This window comes from Pseudomonas sp. UYEF17, assembly GCF_040546125.1.
GTDB classification, from domain to species: Bacteria; Pseudomonadota; Gammaproteobacteria; order Pseudomonadales; family Pseudomonadaceae; genus Aquipseudomonas; species Aquipseudomonas putida_Z.
Window position 1 is genome coordinate 1 of the sequence record NZ_JBEPNE010000009.1, and the last position, 18474, is coordinate 18474.

15 protein-coding genes are annotated in these 18474 nt (G+C 62.6%); 14 read left to right on the plus strand and 1 reads right to left on the minus strand.

Going from position 1 to position 18474, the window contains the following annotated elements; translation table 11 throughout:
• From ABIB24_RS15295 to ABIB24_RS15320, 6 genes are all read left to right on the plus strand, one after another.
• Positions 1-3684 (plus strand): immunoglobulin-like domain-containing protein (locus ABIB24_RS15295; RefSeq protein WP_502945827.1); only part of this gene is annotated, 3684 nt, incomplete at its 5' end.
• Positions 3685-3989: 305 nt separating this feature from the next.
• Positions 3990-4331, plus strand: coding sequence for a tryptophan synthase subunit beta (locus tag ABIB24_RS15300; protein WP_354316860.1), 342 nt, complete (start codon positions 3990-3992; stop codon positions 4329-4331).
• Positions 4332-4530: 199 nt separating this feature from the next.
• Positions 4531-5430: a TauD/TfdA dioxygenase family protein gene (locus ABIB24_RS15305; protein ID WP_354316832.1), complete on the plus strand. Its 900-nt coding sequence runs from the start codon at positions 4531-4533 to the stop codon at positions 5428-5430.
• An 18-nt stretch (positions 5431-5448) separates the two neighbouring features.
• Positions 5449-6468 (plus strand): ABC transporter substrate-binding protein, encoded by a 1020-nt coding sequence (locus tag ABIB24_RS15310; protein ID WP_025337262.1) that lies wholly within the window; start codon positions 5449-5451, stop codon positions 6466-6468.
• A gap of 6 nt (positions 6469-6474) precedes the next feature.
• Positions 6475-7338 carry an ABC transporter ATP-binding protein gene (locus tag ABIB24_RS15315; protein WP_085591750.1) on the plus strand — a complete coding sequence of 288 codons (864 nt, stop codon included), beginning with the start codon at positions 6475-6477 and terminating at the stop codon, positions 7336-7338.
• 14 nt (positions 7339-7352) lie between these two features.
• A complete protein-coding gene (locus tag ABIB24_RS15320; protein ID WP_015268522.1) occupies positions 7353-8216 on the plus strand; it encodes an ABC transporter permease in 864 nt (287 codons plus the stop codon).
• A 118-nt stretch (positions 8217-8334) separates the two neighbouring features.
• On the opposite strand, the gene ABIB24_RS15325 is transcribed toward ABIB24_RS15320, so the two are convergent.
• Positions 8335-8895, minus strand: coding sequence for a WCX domain-containing protein (locus ABIB24_RS15325; RefSeq protein WP_025337264.1), 561 nt, complete (start codon positions 8893-8895; stop codon positions 8335-8337).
• 207 nt (positions 8896-9102) lie between these two features.
• On the opposite strand from ABIB24_RS15325, the gene ABIB24_RS15330 reads away from it, so the two are divergent.
• The 8 genes from ABIB24_RS15330 to ABIB24_RS15365 all read left to right on the plus strand — a co-directional run bounded on the left by ABIB24_RS15330 (position 9103) and on the right by ABIB24_RS15365 (position 18419).
• Positions 9103-9897, plus strand: a complete 795-nt coding sequence (locus ABIB24_RS15330) for a tetratricopeptide repeat protein (protein ID WP_025337265.1) — start codon at positions 9103-9105, stop codon at positions 9895-9897.
• A 234-nt stretch (positions 9898-10131) separates the two neighbouring features.
• Positions 10132-10584: a MarR family winged helix-turn-helix transcriptional regulator gene (locus ABIB24_RS15335; protein WP_137162739.1), complete on the plus strand. Its 453-nt coding sequence runs from the start codon at positions 10132-10134 to the stop codon at positions 10582-10584.
• On the plus strand, positions 10581-12668 hold the full coding sequence (locus ABIB24_RS15340) for an FUSC family protein (protein ID WP_025337267.1): 2088 nt from the start codon (positions 10581-10583) through the stop codon (positions 12666-12668). Before ABIB24_RS15335 ends, ABIB24_RS15340 begins: the two co-directional genes overlap by 4 nt.
• Positions 12665-12877, plus strand: coding sequence for a DUF1656 domain-containing protein (locus ABIB24_RS15345; RefSeq protein ID WP_003255905.1), 213 nt, complete (start codon positions 12665-12667; stop codon positions 12875-12877). Before ABIB24_RS15340 ends, ABIB24_RS15345 begins: the two co-directional genes overlap by 4 nt.
• The gene (locus ABIB24_RS15350; RefSeq protein ID WP_137162740.1) at positions 12874-13749 is read left to right on the plus strand and encodes an efflux RND transporter periplasmic adaptor subunit; all 876 of its coding nucleotides are present in this window, start codon (positions 12874-12876) and stop codon (positions 13747-13749) included. The genes ABIB24_RS15345 and ABIB24_RS15350 overlap by 4 nt, the downstream gene beginning before the upstream one ends.
• The gene (locus ABIB24_RS15355) at positions 13746-15212 is read left to right on the plus strand and encodes an efflux transporter outer membrane subunit (protein WP_137162741.1); all 1467 of its coding nucleotides are present in this window, start codon (positions 13746-13748) and stop codon (positions 15210-15212) included. The genes ABIB24_RS15350 and ABIB24_RS15355 overlap by 4 nt, the downstream gene beginning before the upstream one ends.
• A gap of 184 nt (positions 15213-15396) precedes the next feature.
• On the plus strand, positions 15397-16215 hold the full coding sequence (locus tag ABIB24_RS15360; protein ID WP_249352802.1) for an RHS repeat-associated core domain-containing protein: 819 nt from the start codon (positions 15397-15399) through the stop codon (positions 16213-16215).
• 260 nt (positions 16216-16475) lie between these two features.
• Positions 16476-18419: an FTR1 family protein gene (locus tag ABIB24_RS15365; RefSeq protein ID WP_354316833.1), complete on the plus strand. Its 1944-nt coding sequence runs from the start codon at positions 16476-16478 to the stop codon at positions 18417-18419.
• Positions 18420-18474: the final 55 nt, after the last annotated feature.

The window sequence follows — 18474 nt, forward strand, 5'->3', positions numbered from 1 at the left end:
AACGCCTCGGTTCAGGTGACCGACACCACCGACGAAGTGGTGGCCAAGCTGACTGCGACTCCTTCGGTTACCGAAGGTGGCGAGATCACCTACACCGTCACGCTGACCAACAAAGACGGCCTACCGATCAACAACCACTCGGCGCTGACCTTCACGCTGAGCGACGGCAAGACCGTCATCACCGTGCCGGCCAACGGCACGACTGGTTCGGTCACCGTGACTGCTCCGGACAACGTGTATGTGGGGGCTAACGATCCGGTCGTGAAGTCCATCGCCACCGTTGCTGGCGCGGACGTCGGCAAGTTTGAGCAGCTGACCCTGGACAAGACCCCGGTCAGCACCACCGTGACCGATGAACCAGGCAGCGGCCAGGGCGATGTCACCACGGTCGGCATCAGCGGTAGCACGTCGCTGACCGAAGGTGAAACCGGCCACTACACGCTGACCCTGAGCAACCCGTCGAAGTCTGAGGTCACCATTACCCTCAGCTACAGCGGCACTGCCAAGAATGGCGAGGACTTCACTGGTGTCACCACCGTGAAGATCCCGGCCAACAGCACCGGCACCACGTTCGACATCGCGACCATCGACGACAAGCTTGTCGAGGGCACCGAGAACTTTACCGTGAAGATCGAAACCGCCACCGGTGGCGGTTTCGAGAATCTGAAGGTCGACAGCGGCAATGCCAGCGTGACCACTTCCATCCTCGACAATGACCACCTGCCGGTTTCGCCTGGCGGTGCAGTGTTTGGCGTGGAAGACACCGCCTACGTGTTTGCCTGGAGTGATTTCAAGGTCACCGATGCCGATGCCAACACAGGCTTGTCCGTGACTATTACCTCGCTGCCGGCTGCCGGTACCCTGCAGTTCTTCAACGGCACAACATGGGTGAACGTGGCCGTTGGCCAGGTAGTCAGCCAGGCTGACATTACTGCCAACAACCTCAAGTTCGTGCCGGCCCTCAACCAGTCGGGTACGGACAACTACGGTGGCAATGGCGTAGGCAACCAGCAGGCCGACTACGCGCAGTTCAAGTTCAAGCCGAACGACGGCACCAACTTGGGTAGTGAAGTGACCATGAAGGTCGACATCAGCCCGGTTGCCGACAAACCGACCCTGAGCTTCGGCAGCGCCGAGATCGAGTCCAAAGGCCTGACCAAGGAAGTGTGGACCAGCCTCAAAGGCCTGGGTACCGACGGTAACGGCATTACCGGCGACTCGCTGAAGACAGTCTTTGCCAACTCGGGCAATGCCAACGCCAGCAGCACCACCACCAACGTGCAGTCCGATGGCAGCATCAGCGCTGGCACCGGCTCGAAAACGTCGGGCCTGATCTATCTGGAAGCCGGCAAGACCTACAACTTCAGCGGGACCGCCGACGACAGCTTCGTGGTCACCATCGGTGGCAAGACAGTGGTCACGGCCACCTGGGGTGCGGGTGGCCAGGTTTCGGGGAGCTTTACCCCGAACACCAGTGGCTACTACCCGATCGAGGTCTATCATGCCAACCAGAGCGGGCCAGGCAGTTATGACCTGAATATCCAAGTCGGCTCGGGTGCTGTTACCGACCTGAGCAGCTCGAACATCAAGATGTACCAGAACGTGACCGAGATGGCCAACGCGGGCCTGGGCGTGTCCGACCTGCATACCGTCAATGGCCAGAGCTACTACGACGGCTACAAGCTCAATGAGGGACCGGAAGGCGGCTCGGTGAAACTGGTCGGTATCTCGACCGCACTGACCGATACCGACGGTTCCGAGAGCCTGAACGTGTCCCTCAGCGGCATTCCGAAAGGCACCGTGCTGAGCGACGGCGCAGGCCACACTGTCACGGTCGGTACGGGCCCGGTAGACGTGACCGGCTGGAAACTCAGCAGCCTGACGCTGACTCCGCCGGCCTACTTCAAAGGTTCCTTCGACATCACGGTCACTTCGGTCGCGACCGAAAGCGTGGGCGGTTCGGCTGTCACCACCGGCAATATTCCGGTGACCGTATACGCTGCGACCTACAAAGCCAACGTGGGTACTTCGGGCAACGATGCGATGACCGGCAGCGAAGGCAACGACATCATGGTCGCCGACGTATCCGGCCTGAACGTGGTTCAAGGCAAGAACTACAACATTGCCTTCATCGTCGACAGCTCGGGCAGCATGAGCGACAAGTCGCTTTCCGATGCGAAGACCCAGCTGGCCTCGGTGTTCAATACGCTCAAAGCCAGCCTGGGTTCGGATACGTCGGGCACGGTCAACATCTTCCTGGTCGACTTCGACACCCAGGTCAAGCAGAACGTGGCGGTGAACCTTGCCGACCCGAATGCCCTGAGCAAGCTGCAGTCCGTACTGAACTCCATGGCGAGCGGTGGTGGTACCAACTACGAGGACGTGTTCAAGGCCACGGCCAACTTCTTCAAGAGCACCATGGCCAGCGGTAATACCAATGCCGAGAACCTGACCTACTTCATCACCGACGGCAAGCCGACCTACTATCAGAGCGGGGAGAGCACCAACCCGCGGCTGTGGACCAACGGCAAGTACCTGGATGACGTGGTCAACGTCAACAACTACAAGCTTGGCGACACTTTCAGCGTTTGGGCAGACGCCACTCACAAAGTCGAGATCAGCAGCAGTGGCTCGGTCAAGGTGCTGACCTACAGCGAGAACAAACGGGGTGAATTGGTGCTGCAGTCCACCAGCACCGTCGGCACCTTGCATGCTCAGGGCGACGGCACCTACGAGTTCTCCAGCCTGGATGGTTCGGGCTACGGTGAGTACTGGAACTATCAGGAGTCGGCAACAGGCACTACCACGAGCTTCAACTTGCTGGGTGGCACCAACGGCGTGAGCAAAGTGCAGGCGATTGGCTTGAACAACGATGTCACGCTGAACGATCTGAAACCGTACGACTCTGCTGGCAAGCCTCAGGCAGGCATCGATCCGTCCGACCTGGCCAAGGCGATTCTCGGCCATTCCGAGGCGACCTTGCCGGGCGCTGACAGCCTTGATGGCGGCAACGGCAACGATATCATCTTCGGTGACCTGATTTCCCTCAACGGTGTCGTCAGCGAAGGCTACCAGGCGCTGCAGACGTACGTGGCGCAGAAGAGCGGTGTCGAAGCCAGTGCCGTCACCACCAGCAACGTTCACCAGTACATTACCGAGCACTACAACGAGTTCGATATTTCCGGTGCCAACGACGGCCACGATCTCCTGTCCGGCGGCAATGGCAACGACATCCTCTTTGGACAGGGGGGTAACGACACGCTGGATGGTGGCAAAGGTAACGACATCCTGCTGGGCGGTACCGGCAACGACACCCTCATCGGTGGCCAGGGTAACGATATCCTGATCGGCGGAAGCGGTGCCGACACCTTCGTGTGGAAGGCTGGTGACATCGGCAACGATGTCATCAAGGACTTCAAGGTAGCCGAAGGCGACCGCATCGACCTGAAGGACCTGCTCCAAGGTGAGAAGGGCAGCACCATCGACAACTACCTGAAGCTCACCACGGTGGAAGGCACGACGACGCTGCAGGTCAGCAGCGAAGGCAAGCTGAACGCCGACGGTGGTATCGCCAATGCCGACGTGACCATCAAGCTGGAAGGGGTGAACTGGTCCAACACCACGATCAACTCGTTGATCAGCGGTGCTGACCCGACCATCATCATCCACAACAAGGACAGCTGATGCGCCAATGGGCTGCCCTGCAGCCCATCGCCTTCACCGGCTTCAGGCTGGCGCTGTCCCTGTAGGAGCGGCCTTGTGTCGCGATGGGCTGCAGAGCAGCCCCCAGGTTTCCGGCATTGTTGCCGAAACCGTGGGGCCGCTTTGCGGCCCTGTCGCGACACAAGGCCGCTCCTACAGGGTGCGTGCCTGGGCCTTTCCCGCAACTCCATGACAGCGCATACTCTGGCGCCGGGCCTGCGTGCCCGGTGATCTTTGCCTATGCTGCTGTCTACCACCCAGGAACCAATGTGACGAGGGACACCGCCATGTTCTACGTGCAACGCGATGCCGCTGGCGAGTTGCAGCGGGTCGAAGCAGCCGCTTTTGACGAGTTCACCGAAATGCTCCCCGCCGACCATGCCGATATCCAGGAATGGTTTGCCGATGACATGGTGGAAAACAGCCTCAACCAGCTCAAGCAAAGCGACCTCGACATGATCCGCGTGCTCGAGGACCTGATCGATGTGCTGACCGCCAAGGGTGTGTTCAAGATCACCGACCTGCCCCCTGGTGCGCAGGCCAAACTGCTCAACCGTTCTAAAGCGCGCAAGGCGCTCAGTAGCCTGAACAACCTCATCGATGAAGAAGAGCAGGGCGGCTTGATCTGATTGCGTAGCGCCCCTGACAGCAGTGCTATGGTTATTCTTTAACGGTATTTAAAATAGCGCTCTTATGACTATATAGTCACTTTCACTGCGTACCCGTCGACCAATCGATGCGCCGCACGACTTGAACCCACACGGGAAATCCCCGTGCGTTTCTGATCGTTGCGCGCCATTGAAGTCGCGCACTGCGTGGGAGTGAAAAATGTCAGCCGCCTCGAACGCCTTGTCGATCATCGACAGCGCCCAGCCGCAACGCTTCGAAATCCGTCCGTTCTCCGGTGCCGTAGGCGCCGAGATCATCGGCCTGGACCTGGCCAAACCGGTCAACGCCGAGGATTTCGCCCGTATCCATCGCGCCCACCTCGATCACCATGTGCTGGTGTTCCGCGACCAGCGCATCAGCCCCGACCAGCAGATCGCCTTCAGCCGCCGTTTTGGTCCGTTGCAGATCCATGTGCTCAAGCAGTTCCTGCTCGCCGGCCACCCCGAGATCCTGATCGTTTCCAACATCGTCGAAAACGGCCAGAACATCGGCCTGGGTGATGCCGGCAAGTTCTGGCACTCGGACCTGTCGTACAAGGAGCTGCCCAGCCTCGGCTCCATGCTGCATGCCCAGGAACTGCCCGACGAGGGCGGCGATACCCTGTTCGCCGACATGCACAAGGCCTGGGAAGGCGTACCCGCGGCCCTGCGCAAGGTCATCGAGGGCCGTGATGCTGCGCACTCCTACACCGCCCGTTACGCCGAGACCAAATTCGAAGGCAACTGGCGCCCGACCCTGACCGCCGAGCAACTGGCGCAGGTACAGGAAGTCATCCACCCGGTGGTCCGTACCCACCCGGAAAACGGCCGCAAGGCGCTATTCGTCAGCGAAGGTTTCACCACCCGTATCGTCGGCCTGCCAAGTGACGAAAGCCGCGACGTGCTGCAACAGCTGTATGCCCTGAGCGTGCTGGAGCAGAACATCTACCGCCACCAGTGGCAGCCCCACGACCTGGTGTTCTGGGACAACCGCTCGCTGATCCACCTGGCCACCGGCTGCCCCGCACACCTGCGGCGCAAGCTTTACCGCACCACCATCCAGGGCGATGCCCCGTTCTGACGACTGAGGAAACCCATCATGCGTAAATCCATCAGCCGCCTGGCGGCAAGCATCGGCCTGGGCGCAAGCCTGGTCGTAGGCAGCCTGGCGGCCCCCGCCGCGGCGCAAGCAGAAGGCAAGATTCGCATCGCCGAACAGTTCGGCATTGTCTACCTGCTGCTGAACGTAGTGCGTGACCAGCATCTGATCGAAAAACATGGCAAGGAGCAGGGCATCGACATCGAAGTCGATTGGGCCCAGCTGTCGGGTGGTTCGGCCATCAACGACGCACTGCTGTCCGGTTCGGTGGACATCGCCGGTGCCGGCGTCGGCCCACTGTTGACCGTGTGGGACCGCACCAAGGGCCGACAGAACGTCAAGGCCGTGGCCTCGCTGGGCAACTTCCCGTACTACCTGGTCAGCAGCAACCCCAACGTGAAGACCATTGCCGACCTCTCCGACAAAGACCGCATCGCCGTGCCGGCGGTAGGCGTTTCGGTGCAGTCGCGCTTCCTGCAATACGCCGCCGCCCAGCAATGGGGCGACAAGGAATACAACCGCCTCGACAAGTACACCCTGGCCGTGCCGCACCCGGATGCCACTGCCGCGCTATTGGCCGGTGGCACCGAACTCAACGGGCACTTCTCCAACCCGCCGTTCCAGGACCAAGTGCTGGCCAACAAGAACGTGCACGTGGTGCTCAACAGCTACGACCTGCTCGGCCCCAACTCGCCGACCTTGCTGTTCGCCACCGAAAAATTCCGCAAGGACAACCCCAAGACCTACAAGGCCTTCGTCGATGCGCTGGCCGAAGCCGCGGACTTCGCCCAGAAGGACAAGGCGGCCGCCGCCGACACCTACATCCGCGTGACCAAGGCCAAGATCGACCGCGACACGTTGATCAAGCTGATCGACAACCCGCAGTACGAATTCACCGTCACGCCAAAAAACACCTACAAGCTGGCCGACTTCCTCTATCGGGTAGGCGCCATCAAGCACAAGCCGGAATCGTGGAAGGACTACTTCTTCCAGGATGAACGCCCGCTGCAGGGGAGCTGACCGATCATGACCGCCCCATTGCCAGGCCACACGGCCAGCAACCTGAGCCGTGTCGCAACGCCACCTTTGCTCAAGGTGGATAACCTCAGCCTCGAATACCGCACCGCGCAACGCGTGGTGCGGGCCACCCACCAGGTCAGCTTCGAAGTCGACCGTGCCGACCGCTTCGTGCTGCTCGGCCCCTCCGGCTGCGGCAAGTCCACCTTGCTCAAGGCCGTGGCCGGGTTCATCTCGCCCCAGGAGGGGCAGATTCTGCTGCAAGGTCAGCCAGTCAGCGGCCCAGGCCCCGACCGCATCGTGGTGTTCCAGGAGTTCGACCAGCTGCCGCCATGGAAGACGGTGAAACAGAACGTCATGTTCCCTCTGCTGGTGTCGGGCCAGCTGAAACGCGCCGAGGCCGAGGAGCGGGCGCTGCACTATCTGGAAAAAGTCGGCCTGGCCGCCTTCGCCGATGCCTACCCACACACCCTGTCGGGCGGTATGAAAGCGCGCGTGGCGATTGCCCGGGCCTTGGCCACGCAGCCGAAGATCCTGCTGATGGACGAACCGTTCGCGGCACTTGATGCGCTGACCCGGCGCAAGATGCAGGAAGAACTGCTGCTGCTGTGGGAGGAGGTGCGTTTTACCCTGCTGTTCGTTACCCACTCCATCGAAGAGGCTCTGGTGGTCGGCAACCGCATCCTGCTGTTGTCGCCCCACCCAGGGCGGGTGCGCGCCGAAGTGCACAGCCACCAGTACGACTTGGGCAGCCTGGGTGGTAGCGACTTCCAGGCCAGTGCCCGGCGCATCCATCGTTTGCTGTTCGATGAGGCGGATGCCCCCGAACAGCCCGACGATCTTGGCTTCAACGATATCCGTATCGCCTACTGACAGGAGCTTCAGCCATGACCACTACACCTGTACGCCAGGAATACGAGGTGCAGCTGGAGCCTTTGCTCAGTGTGCCTGTGGAGCGCAACCTGCCGTTGGCTCAGCGCCTGTGGCAGCACGGCTGGTTGCGCAAGGCGGTCATCCTGCTGGTGATCGCCGTGCTGTGGGAGGCCATTGCCCGCTACCAGGGCAACGATCTGCTGCTACCGACCTTCCTGCAGACGGCCACGGCGCTGTGGGACGGCATGGTCAGCGGTGAGTTGCCGGCCAAGGTTGGCGTGTCGCTGGTGATTCTGCTCAAGGGTTACCTGCTGGGGATCATCCTGGCGTTCGGCCTAACCAGCCTGGCGGTGTCGACCCAGCTTGGGCGCGATCTGCTGGGCACCCTGACCTCGATGTTCAACCCGTTGCCGGCGATTGCCTTGTTGCCCCTGGCCTTGCTGTGGTTCGGGCTGGGCGACAACAGCCTGATCTTCGTGCTGGTGCACTCGGTGCTATGGGCGCTGGCGCTGAACACCTATGCGGGCTTTCTCGGCGTGTCGGAAACCCTGCGCATGGCCGGGCGCAATTACGGCCTGAAAGGGCTGCGGCTGGTGCTGCATATCCTGGTGCCGGCGGCGCTGCCATCAATCCTCTCGGGGCTGAAGATCGGCTGGGCATTCGCCTGGCGCACACTGATCGCTGCCGAGCTGGTGTTCGGGGCCAGCAGTGGCAAAGGCGGGTTGGGCTGGTACATCTTCCAGAACCGCAACGAGCTGTACACCGACAAGGTGTTTGCCGGGTTGGCGGTGGTGATCCTGATCGGCTTGCTGGTGGAAGGGCTGGTGTTCAATACCCTCGAGCGGCTGACGGTGCGGCGTTGGGGGATGCAGCGCTAACTGGTATGCCTGTGCCGGCCTCTTCGCAGGCTTGCCCGCTCCCACAGGAAAACCACACACTTCAGAATCTGTAGAGTACCTGTGGGAGCGGGCAAGCCCGCGAAGAGGCCAGCACAGGCTAAAAATTCTGGTACTGCGCTGCCGCATTGCTCAGGATCTTGCCAATCTCCTCCCGCAAGCCGCCCGGCTGCTCAACCACCACCCCATCGCCATGGCTCAACAACCACCAGCGCAGTGGCCAGCCGTCACTCACCGTGGCCTGCAACCGATGTCCGTGCTCCAAGGCCGTCAGCTGCATGTCGCTACTCAACGGCGCAACCCGCAACTGCCGCGCCAGCGTATCGCTGATCCGCGCCACCAACTCCACCCCCTCGCCCCGAGCCGGTTGCAGCGCATCACCGCGCAAGTGCGTCAACAAGTCGAAATTGCCGCGCAAGTCGCCCACTGCGCTCGCCGACCAATGCCAGCCAAACGGGATGCTCTTGTCATTGCGCTCCAGCGGAAATATCAGCGACAGCTCATTGAGATCACGCTCGACAGTGCGTTTGCTGACAGTGAAGCCCACGTCACGCAGGCGCCAGACCAATTCGGCGCTGGTAATGCCTGGGGAACGGCTGGGCAACTGGCGCAGCAGCGCCCACTGTCGGCTGAGGGTGGCGCGAGTTGTGGCGAACGGCAAAAGATAACGTCCTTGTCTAGGCTTGCCGCAATAGGATGGCGGCAGGCGTGGGTCATGGCAATTGGCCACAGCCTGCTCAGATCAAGGAAGTCGCATTTGGTTGCCTGGCGCCGAATCGTTCGCGACAGGTTTTGACGTTACGTCACGCAGAATCACGCCTCATCACAGCCGAAGGTTGGGGTTGTGTGTCGTTCAATGAGGATGAACATGTCTGCTGCCAGCAATATCCATTCGCTGCTTGCCCGCCTTTTGCCCGAGCGGGTCATTGCCCCACCGGCCGCTGTCGGGAGGCGACAGCGACTGTTTGCCGGGATAGGGTTGCCCAGCCAGCGCTCGCTGCTGGTCAGCCGCCTGGACGAAGCCAGCGACTTGCAGGCGGTGTACGTCGACCTGCGCCGCCAGGCCTTGCAAGGCAGCGTGGCGGCGCTCAACGACCTTGGCTGGATCTGGCTCAACGGCAAATACTGGCGTGCTGACACCGTGTTGGCCGGCCACCTGTTGCGCATGGCGGCCCTGCAAGGCAATGCCGCGGCATGGTTCAACCTTGGGCAGCAACATTACTTCGGCAAAGGCATCGAGCCCTCTTACATGCAGGCGGCGGAGTGCTACCGGCAGGCTTTCGAGCGGGGCATGCTGCATGCCGCTGCCGCGCTGGGTGACCTGTACGAGGAAGAGGTGTGTGATGGCGGCCTGCAGTGGCAGGTCGACCTGGTGCAGGCCTACCAGTGGTTCTTGCGCGGGGCCGAGCAGGGCGAGGCACGCTGCCGTTTCGAGGTGGGCTACCGGCTGATGCATGGGCTGTACGTGGAGGCTGATCTCAAGGCCGCGCTGTACTGGCTGGAGCTGGCGGCAGCTGCGGGGGTGGTACAGGCGGCCGAAGAGCTGGCGGTGCACTTCAGCAGCCGCGACGAGGGCCGCTACCAGGAGTGGCGTGACCGCGCGGTGCAGATGGGCAGCACACTGGCCTTGACCATGAAGCTGGAAGACCAGATTCAGCCCTGAATGCTCTGTTGCCTGTCCGGGCCTCTTCGCGGGTAAACCCGCTCCCACAGGTACCGCGCATGGCTGAATCCTATGCAGCACCTGTGGGAGCGGGTTTACCCGCGAAGAGGCCGGCACAGGCAGGCCAGAAGCCCCAGCATGAACAACAATTCATCCATCCCCCCGGTTGACGACAGGGGGAGGCACAGGCGTATATTGATAGTTAGCAAACTATGAATATCCTTGGTTCCTGTCATGTCCCTTGATCTCCTGCGCCTGCAAGTCAGCAGTGGCATGGTGGTTGCCGCCCGCCATTGGCGGCGCATCTGCCATACCGCCCTGACCGGTTACGGCATATCCGAGGCCTGCGCCGCGCCGTTGCTGATGATCGTGCGCCTGGGTGACGGCGTGCATCAGGTGGCCGTGGCCCAGGCTGCCGGCCTGGAAAGCCCGTCGCTGGTGCGCCTGCTCGACCAGCTGTGCAAGGCTGGCCTGGTATGTCGCAGCGAAGACCCGCTGGACCGCCGCGCCAAGGCCCTGAGCCTGACCGCCGAAGGCCGCACCCTGGCCGAGTCCATCGAAGCCGAGCTGGTGCGCCTGCGCCGCGAGGTGCTGTATGGCATCGACCAGGCCGACCTGGAAGCCGCCTTGCGCGTGCTGCGTGCCTTCGAAGCCGCCGGCCTGGGCAACACAGGCGGGGCAGCATGAACGGTTTCTTCAGCTCGGTGCCCCCGGCCCGCGACTGGTTCTATGGCGTGCGTACCTTTGCCGCCTCCATGATCGCCCTGTACATCGCCCTGCTCATGCAGTTGCCGCGCCCCTATTGGGCCATGGCCACGGTGTACATCGTCTCCAGCCCGTTCCTTGGCCCCACCAGCTCCAAGGCCCTGTACCGTGCCGTGGGCACGCTGCTCGGTGCCGGCGGGGCGATTTTCCTGGTACCACCGCTGGTGCAGTCGCCGTTGCTGCTGAGCATCGCCATCGCCCTGTGGACCGGCACCTTGCTGTTCCTTTCGCTGAACCTGCGCACCGCCAACAACTACGTGCTGATGCTGGCCGGCTACACCTTGCCGATGATTGCCCTGGCGGTGGTCGACAACCCGCTTGCTGTGTTCGACGTGGCGTCTTCCCGCGCCCAGGAAATCTGCCTGGGGATCGTCTGCGCGGCCGTGGTCGGAGCGATCTTCTGGCCGCGCCGGCTGGCGCCAGTTGTAGTCGGTGCCACTGGTAGCTGGTTCACCGAAGCGATCCGCTACAGCGACACCTACCTGGCCCGCCAGGCCAGTGCAGACCAGGTTGGCGGCATGCGCGGGGCGATGGTTGCCACCTTCAACTCGCTGGAGCTGATGATCGGCCAGCTCGGCCATGAAGGCGCCGGTCCGCACACCCTGAAGAATGCCCGCGAGTTGCGCGGGCGCATGATCCACCTGCTGCCCGTGATCGATGCCCTCGACGACGCCCTGGTCGCCCTCGAAGGCCGCGCCCCGGCACAGTTCGCCCAGTTGCAACCGTTGCTCGATGCCGCCCGCGAATGGCTCAAGGGCACCGTCGACAGCGCTTCCGTCGCCCGCTGGACCGCTCTGCACGAACAGATCGAGCGCCTGCAGCCCGGCGCCGCTGCCCTCGACCAGCGCGCCGAACTGCTGCTGTCCAACGCCCTGTATCGCCTGACCGAATGGGCCGACCTGTGGCAGGACTGCTGCAGCCTGCAACATGCCCTGCGCAGCGACGATTCCAAACCCTGGCGCGCGGTGTACCGCCACTGGCGCCTGGGCCGCCTGACGGCGTTCTTCGACCGTGGCCTGATGCTGTATTCGGTGGCCTCAACCGTGCTGGCGATCGTTGTCGCCTGCGGCCTGTGGATTGGCCTGGGCTGGAACGACGGCGCCAGCGCAGTGATCCTCGCCGCCGTGTCGTGCAGCTTCTTCGCCGCCATGGACGACCCGGCGCCGCAGATCTACAGGTTCTTCTTCTGGACGCTGATGTCGGTCATCTTCTCCAGCCTGTACCTGTTCCTGGTGCTGCCCAACCTGCACGACTTCCCGATGCTGGTGCTGGCCTTCGCCGTGCCATTCATCTGCGTTGGCACCCTGACCGTGCAGCCGCGCTTCTACCTGGGTACCTTGCTGACCATCGTCAACACCTCGACCTTCATCAGCATCCAGGGCGCCTACGATGCTGACTTCTTCACCTTCCTCAATTCCAACCTGGCCGGCCCCGTGGGGCTGCTGTTCGCCTTCATCTGGACCTTGGTGATGCGCCCGTTCGGCGTGGAGCTGGCAGCCAAGCGCATGACCCGCTTCGCCTGGCGCGACATCGTCGAAATGACCGAGCCGGCCACCCTGGCCGAGCACCGCCAGGTCGGTGTGCAGATGCTCGACCGCCTGATGCAGCACCTGCCGCGCTTGTCGCAAACCGGGCAGGACAGCGGCGTGGCACTGCGCGACCTGCGCGTGGGGTTGAACCTGCTCGACCTGCTGGCCTATATGCCGCGTGCCGGGCAGCAGGCTCGTGAGCGCCTGAACACGGTAGTCGAGGAAGTCGGCGCGCACTATGCCGCCTGCCTGCGCGCCGGCGAGCGCCTGCACGCCCCGGCCGCGCTGCTGCGCAACATGGAGCGCGCGCGCCTGGCGCTGAACCTGGATGAGCTGTACGAGCGCGGCGATGCCCGTACCCACCTGCTGCACGCGCTGAGCGGCCTGCGCCTGGCGCTGCTGCCGGGCGTGGAGGTGATGCTCGAGCCAGCCGAACAACCGCAACTACCCCCTGGCCTCGACGGAGCGCCCCTGTGATTGGTGAACTGGATATCAGCGGGGTATTCCTGCCCACGCTGCTGGTGATGATGTTTGGCACCTACCTGCTGTTCCTCGGGGTGCACGCGGTGCTGGTGCGCCTGCATTTCTACCGTCTGGTCTGGCACCGGGCGTTGTTCAACGTTGCTCTGTATGCCGTGCTGCTTGGTGCGGTGGACCACTTTTGCCGAAACCTGATGCTGCCATGAAAAAACCTTTGCTGACCCTGGGCCGTGTGGTCCTGACCTTGCTGGTAGTGACCTTCGCCGCCGTGCTCGTGTGGCAGATGGTGGTGTACTACATGTTCGCCCCCTGGACCCGCGACGGCCACATCCGCGCCGACGTGATCCAGATCGCCCCGGACGTGTCCGGGCTGATCCAGAAGGTCGAGGTGCGTGACAACCAGACCGTCAAGCGCGGCGATGTGCTGTTTACCATCGACCAGGACCGCTTCACCCTGGCCCTGCGCCAGGCCAAGGCGACCCTGGGTGAGCGCCAGGAAACCCTGGCCCAGGCCTCCCGCGAAGCGCAGCGCAACCGCAAGCTGGGCAACCTGGTGGCCGCCGAACAGCTGGAAGAAAGCCAGTCCCGCGAGGCCCGTGCCCGTTCCGCCGTCAGCGAAGCGCAGGTGGCCGTCGATACCGCCCAGCTCAACCTCGACCGCTCGGTGGTGCGCAGCCCGGTGGACGGTTACCTGAACGACCGAGCACCGCGTAATCACGAATTCGTCACCGCCGGCCGCCCGGTGCTGTCGGTGGTCGACAGCGCCTCGTACCACGTCGATGGCTACTTCGAGGAAACCAAGCTTGGCGGTATCCACATCGGCGATGCCGTGGACATTCGCGTCATGGGCGACAACACCCGCCTGCGTGGCCATGTGCAAAGCTTCGCCGCCGGCATCGAAGACCGTGACCGCAGCAGTGGCGCCAACCTGTTGCCCAACGTCAACCCGGCATTCAGCTGGGTGCGCCTGGCCCAGCGTATTCCGGTGCGCATCGCCTTTGATGAAGTGCCGCCAGACTTCCGCATGATTGCCGGGCGAACCGCCACGGTGTCGATCATCGAGGGCCAGCGCCCATGAAACAGCTGATCCTGGCGGGGCTGTGCCTGTCGTTGGGGGCCTGCATGATGGTCGGCCCCGACTATGAGGTGCCGAAGGACGCGGCGGTGCAACGCAGCGACCTCAACGGCCCGCTGCGCCAGGATGCCGACAGCGTGGTATCGGCACCGGTGCCTGAGGACTGGTGGCAGCTGTACCAGGATCAACGGCTGAACGAGCTGGTGCGCCAGGCCCTGAGTGCCAACACCGACCTGCGCGTGGCTGCCGCCAACATTGCCAAGGCGCGCGCCCAGGTCGAAGTGGCCGAGTCGCAAGGTGGCTTCAACGGCGGCGTCAAACTTGGCGCCCAGCGCCTGCAGGAATCGGGCGAGGCCTTCCTGCTGCCAGAGAAAGTGCCGGTGGCCAACATCGGCGAAGCCATCATCAGTGCTTCGTACCAGTTCGACCTGTGGGGTACTTTCAAGCGTGGCACCGAGGCGGCCAAGGCCAATGCCGACGCAGTGCAGGCCGCCGCCGATACCGCCCGCATCACCCTGGTGGCGGATGTGGTCAAGGCCTACACCCAGGTGTGCTCGGCCAACGAGGAATACCACATTGCCCGCGAGTCGCTCGACCTGCAGGAGCAGAACGTGAAGCTTAACCAGCGCCTGCGTGATGCCGGGCGTGGCGACGAAACCCAGGTCACCCGCTCGCAAACCCAGTTCAAATCCTTGCGCGCCGAGCTGCCACGCTTCAAGGCGGAGCGCGAGACCGGCATGTACACACTGGCTGCCTTGTTGGCAAAACCGGTTGATCAGCTGCCTGCCGGCACTGCCGATTGTGCCGAGCTGCCGCACCTGAGCCAGCTGGTCCCGGTGGGCGATGGCGCGGCGTTGCTCAAGCGCCGTCCAGACGTGCGCCAGGCCGAACGGCAGCTGGCCGCTGCCACTGCCTACATCGGCGTGGCCACCGGCGCCTTGTACCCGGACATCAGCATTGGCGCCCAGGTTGGCACCATTGGTATCCTCGAGAACCTTGGCGAGCCGGCGACCAACCGCTGGGGCTTCGGCCCGCAGATCAGCTGGACCATCCCCACCAATGGCACCCGCGCCCGCATTCGCATGGCCGAAGCCTCGACCCAGGCAGCCCTGGCGAATTTTGATGGGGTAGTGCTGAACGCCATTCGCGAGACCCAGACCCGCCTGGCGCAGTACAGCGCCCTGTTGGACCGGCGTGACGCGCTGGCCGAGGCGGAGAAGTCGGCCAAGGAAGCGGCGGACCAGACGCACCGGTATTACCAGGCTGGGCGTGAGTCGTTCCTGGCGGATTTGCAGGCGACGCGGACCTATACCGACATGCGCGCGCAGTTGGCGGCAGCCAATAGCGAGGTGGCGTTGGGGCAGATTGGGGTATTCCTGGCGTTAGGTGGTGGCTGGAAGACCACGGCTAGGCCCGGATTCCGAGACTCTGGAGAAACTTTCGCTATTGCGCGACCAAAACGATGACTTTGCATACGGAGCGCTCAGCAATAGTGCCGGTAGTCGATGATCCTATCAAAAGTGACAGTAGTTCAGTCAGGCATTATTCTATACGCTGAGGTAGACAGCTCGTTGGGTAAGGATAGTGGTCTTGTAATTATATTAAAGTAATTAATGGCATTTCCCATGAATGTTGAGGAGTATGGCAACTATGTCCGCTCGTCCAAACACATTTGCTTACCTTGCGTATGGTTACAGCTCGCCAAGGCTAGACCCACCTATTCTGTTTGGTTTTACTGGAGAACATCCGGATGTTCTTTCTGGGCTCTATCTGCTTGGAAACGGTTACCGGCCATACAGCTCGGTGTTGATGCGGTTCACCTGTCCGGATAGTTGGAGCCCATTTGGATTGGGTGGTTTGCATGCTTATGCCTATTGTGGTTGTGACCCCGTCAATCGGAAGGATCCCAGCGGACATACGTGGGCCGGTGTCAGCTTTCTTTTCAGGTCGTTGAAAGTGGGTAGGTCAAGCGGAACGCGGACGCCAAGAGGATCGGTTCAACTGGATCAAGCCGATAGCATGTCTCCGGTCGGCTCTCTCGGCGGCGCGTTGAACTATATAGGGCGTCACGGCTCAACTAATATCAACGCTACGGGCTTGCTGCAAGGGTTAAATGCTAAATATCAAAACTCCGCCGGAGGTCTTAGTTCCGGCAAGGGTTTCTATGTTGCGCTCACTGATTCTACAGCGAAAGATTTTGCTGACATGGCTGCGGACTATGCACGCCAAGCCGGACCTAGAGAAAACGTGCAGCCAGAGGTTTACTCGGTGTTCGCTTACAATTTCAACGCGAAGGTACCCGGTAAAGACTACCGTTTCGGCACGATGGGCGAGGGTGGGTTAGTGCCCAGGAAACTCGAAGAAATGGAATTGTTATTGTATGGACCAATGTATGAACAAGTGGTGATACGACGAGGGCAGCCAAATCAGCGGCAAATGCTACCAAGAGCATCGGAAGCGCCGTTCTGAGTGCGCCATGGGTGGGAAGTGCTTAACCTTGTGGTTCCAGAGCTAGAAGCCGCTGGCCTTAGTCCCTGTCTGAAAGCAAGGTTTTGCAAATAGCCTCTGAGAACCTGAGGCCGCTGTGCGGCCCATCGTCGGCAAGTCAACTCTCACAGGTGCTGCGCCATGCTCAGGCCCGGTTGTCATCCCGCTTCCTCTAAATTTGTACCAAGATTTTTCATGAAATCCGCCTGGCGCCCTTGAAGGAAGAAAAGTGGAAGTGAACAATGTTCTCTTTCGCATTTACTTTGAGACTGGCCATGAATACCCGTTCCCGTCTGCTTGCCTGGCTACCGGCTATATTGCTCGGCCCGGTGCTGGTGCTGTGCAGCACCCTGGTGCTGGCCGAAGCCCCCGCCGAGGCTACCAAGGCCCTGCACCTGCTGGACTACATTGGCGCCGACTACCCGCCGACCGTGCAAGACGGCAAGGTGATCGACGATGGTGAATACCGCGAGCAGCAAGAGTTCAGCGCGGTATTGGCCGAGCTGGTCAAGAGCTTGCCTGCAAACGCCGAGCAAGCTGCTCTGGAGCAGGGCATCCAGGCGTTGCGCCAAGCCATCGACCACCGCCAGGACGGCCCGGCAGTCGCCAAACAGGCCCGCCAACTGGGCGCGCGTCTGGCGGTGGCCTACGAGGTCAGCCAGGCTCCGGTAATTACTCCGGACCCGGCCCGCGGCGCTTCGCTGTATGCGCAAAACTGCTCGATCTGCCACGGCGACACTGGCGCCGGCGACGGCCCGGCCGGCGTGGGCCTGGAGCCTGCACCCGCCAACCTGCGCGATGTTTCGCGCCTCGACCAGTTGAGCCTGTTCGACCTCTACAACACCCTGGCCCTGGGCATCGATGGCACCGAGATGCCGTCCTTTGCCGACCAGCTGGATGACCGCCAGCGTTGGGATGTGGCTGCCTATATCGCCAGCTTCACCGCAAAGCCAGAAGCCGGCAAAGGCGACAAGGCCTGGAACATCGCCGACCTGGCCCGCCAGACCCCGGCCGAAGTCGCCACCAGCGAAGGTGCCACGGCCGTGGAGGCGTTCCGCGCCCAGCGCGCCCAGCCGCCGCAGGTCAAGCGTGGCCCTGCGCAATTGCTCGAATACACCGCGAGCACCTTGGACAAGAGCCTGGCGGCCTACCGCGCAGGTGATCACGACCAGGCCTATGACCTGTCAGTGGCGGCCTACCTGGAAGGCTTCGAGCTGGTGGAAAGCTCGCTGGACAACATCGACACCCAGGCGCGCAAGGACACCGAAAAATCGCTGATGGCCTACCGTCAGTCGCTGCAGGACGGCTTGCCCGTGGCCCAGGCCGAGCAACGCCTGAGCGAAGCCAGGGCCAAGCTGGAGCAGGCTTCCAAGCTGCTGGGCAGCGATGGCCTGAGCTGGTCGCTGAGCTTTGTATCCGGCTTGCTGATCCTGCTGCGCGAAGGCCTGGAGGCGATTCTGGTGCTGGCGGCGATCCTGGCCTTCCTGCGCAATACCGGCCAGCAGTCGGCGGTGCGCAGCGTCAACATCGGCTGGGGCCTGGCGTTGGTGGCTGGTTTCGCAACCTGGGCGCTTGCAGCCTACGTGATCGACGTCGGTGGCGCCCAGCGCGAACTGCTGGAAGGCTGCACGGCGCTTTTCGCCGCGGTGATGGTGCTGTGGCTTGGCGTGTGGATGCACGACCGCCGCCATGCCGCCGCCTGGCAGGACTACATCAAGAGCAGCCTGGTCAGTGGTGGTGGACGTTTCGGTTTTGCCGTGCTGGCGTTCTTCTCGGTTTACCGCGAACTATTCGAAGTGATCCTGTTCTACGAAACCCTGTGGCTGCAGGCCGGCCCAGCCGGGCACCAGGCGGTGCTGGCGGGTGGTGCCACGGCGCTGGTGCTGCTGGTGGGGTTGGCCTGGGTGATCCTGCGTGGCTCGGCCAAGCTGCCGCTGTCACTGTTCTTCAGCATCAACGCCGCACTGCTATGTGCCTTGTCGGTGGTGTTCGCCGGGCATGGCGTGAAGGCGTTGCAAGAGGCCGGGGTACTGGGCACGCGCCCAGTGGCGTTCTTCGAATTCGACTGGCTGGGGATTCACGCTGACGCCTACTCGCTTTCGGCGCAGGCGCTGGCCTTGCTGGCGATCGTGTTCCTGTACGGGCGCTCGCGCCTGGCGGAAAGGCGCAGGGCAGCGGCCAACTGATCGCCTGACAGGCTGGCGCGGCCCCCTGTGGGAGCGGGTTTACCCGCGAAGCAAG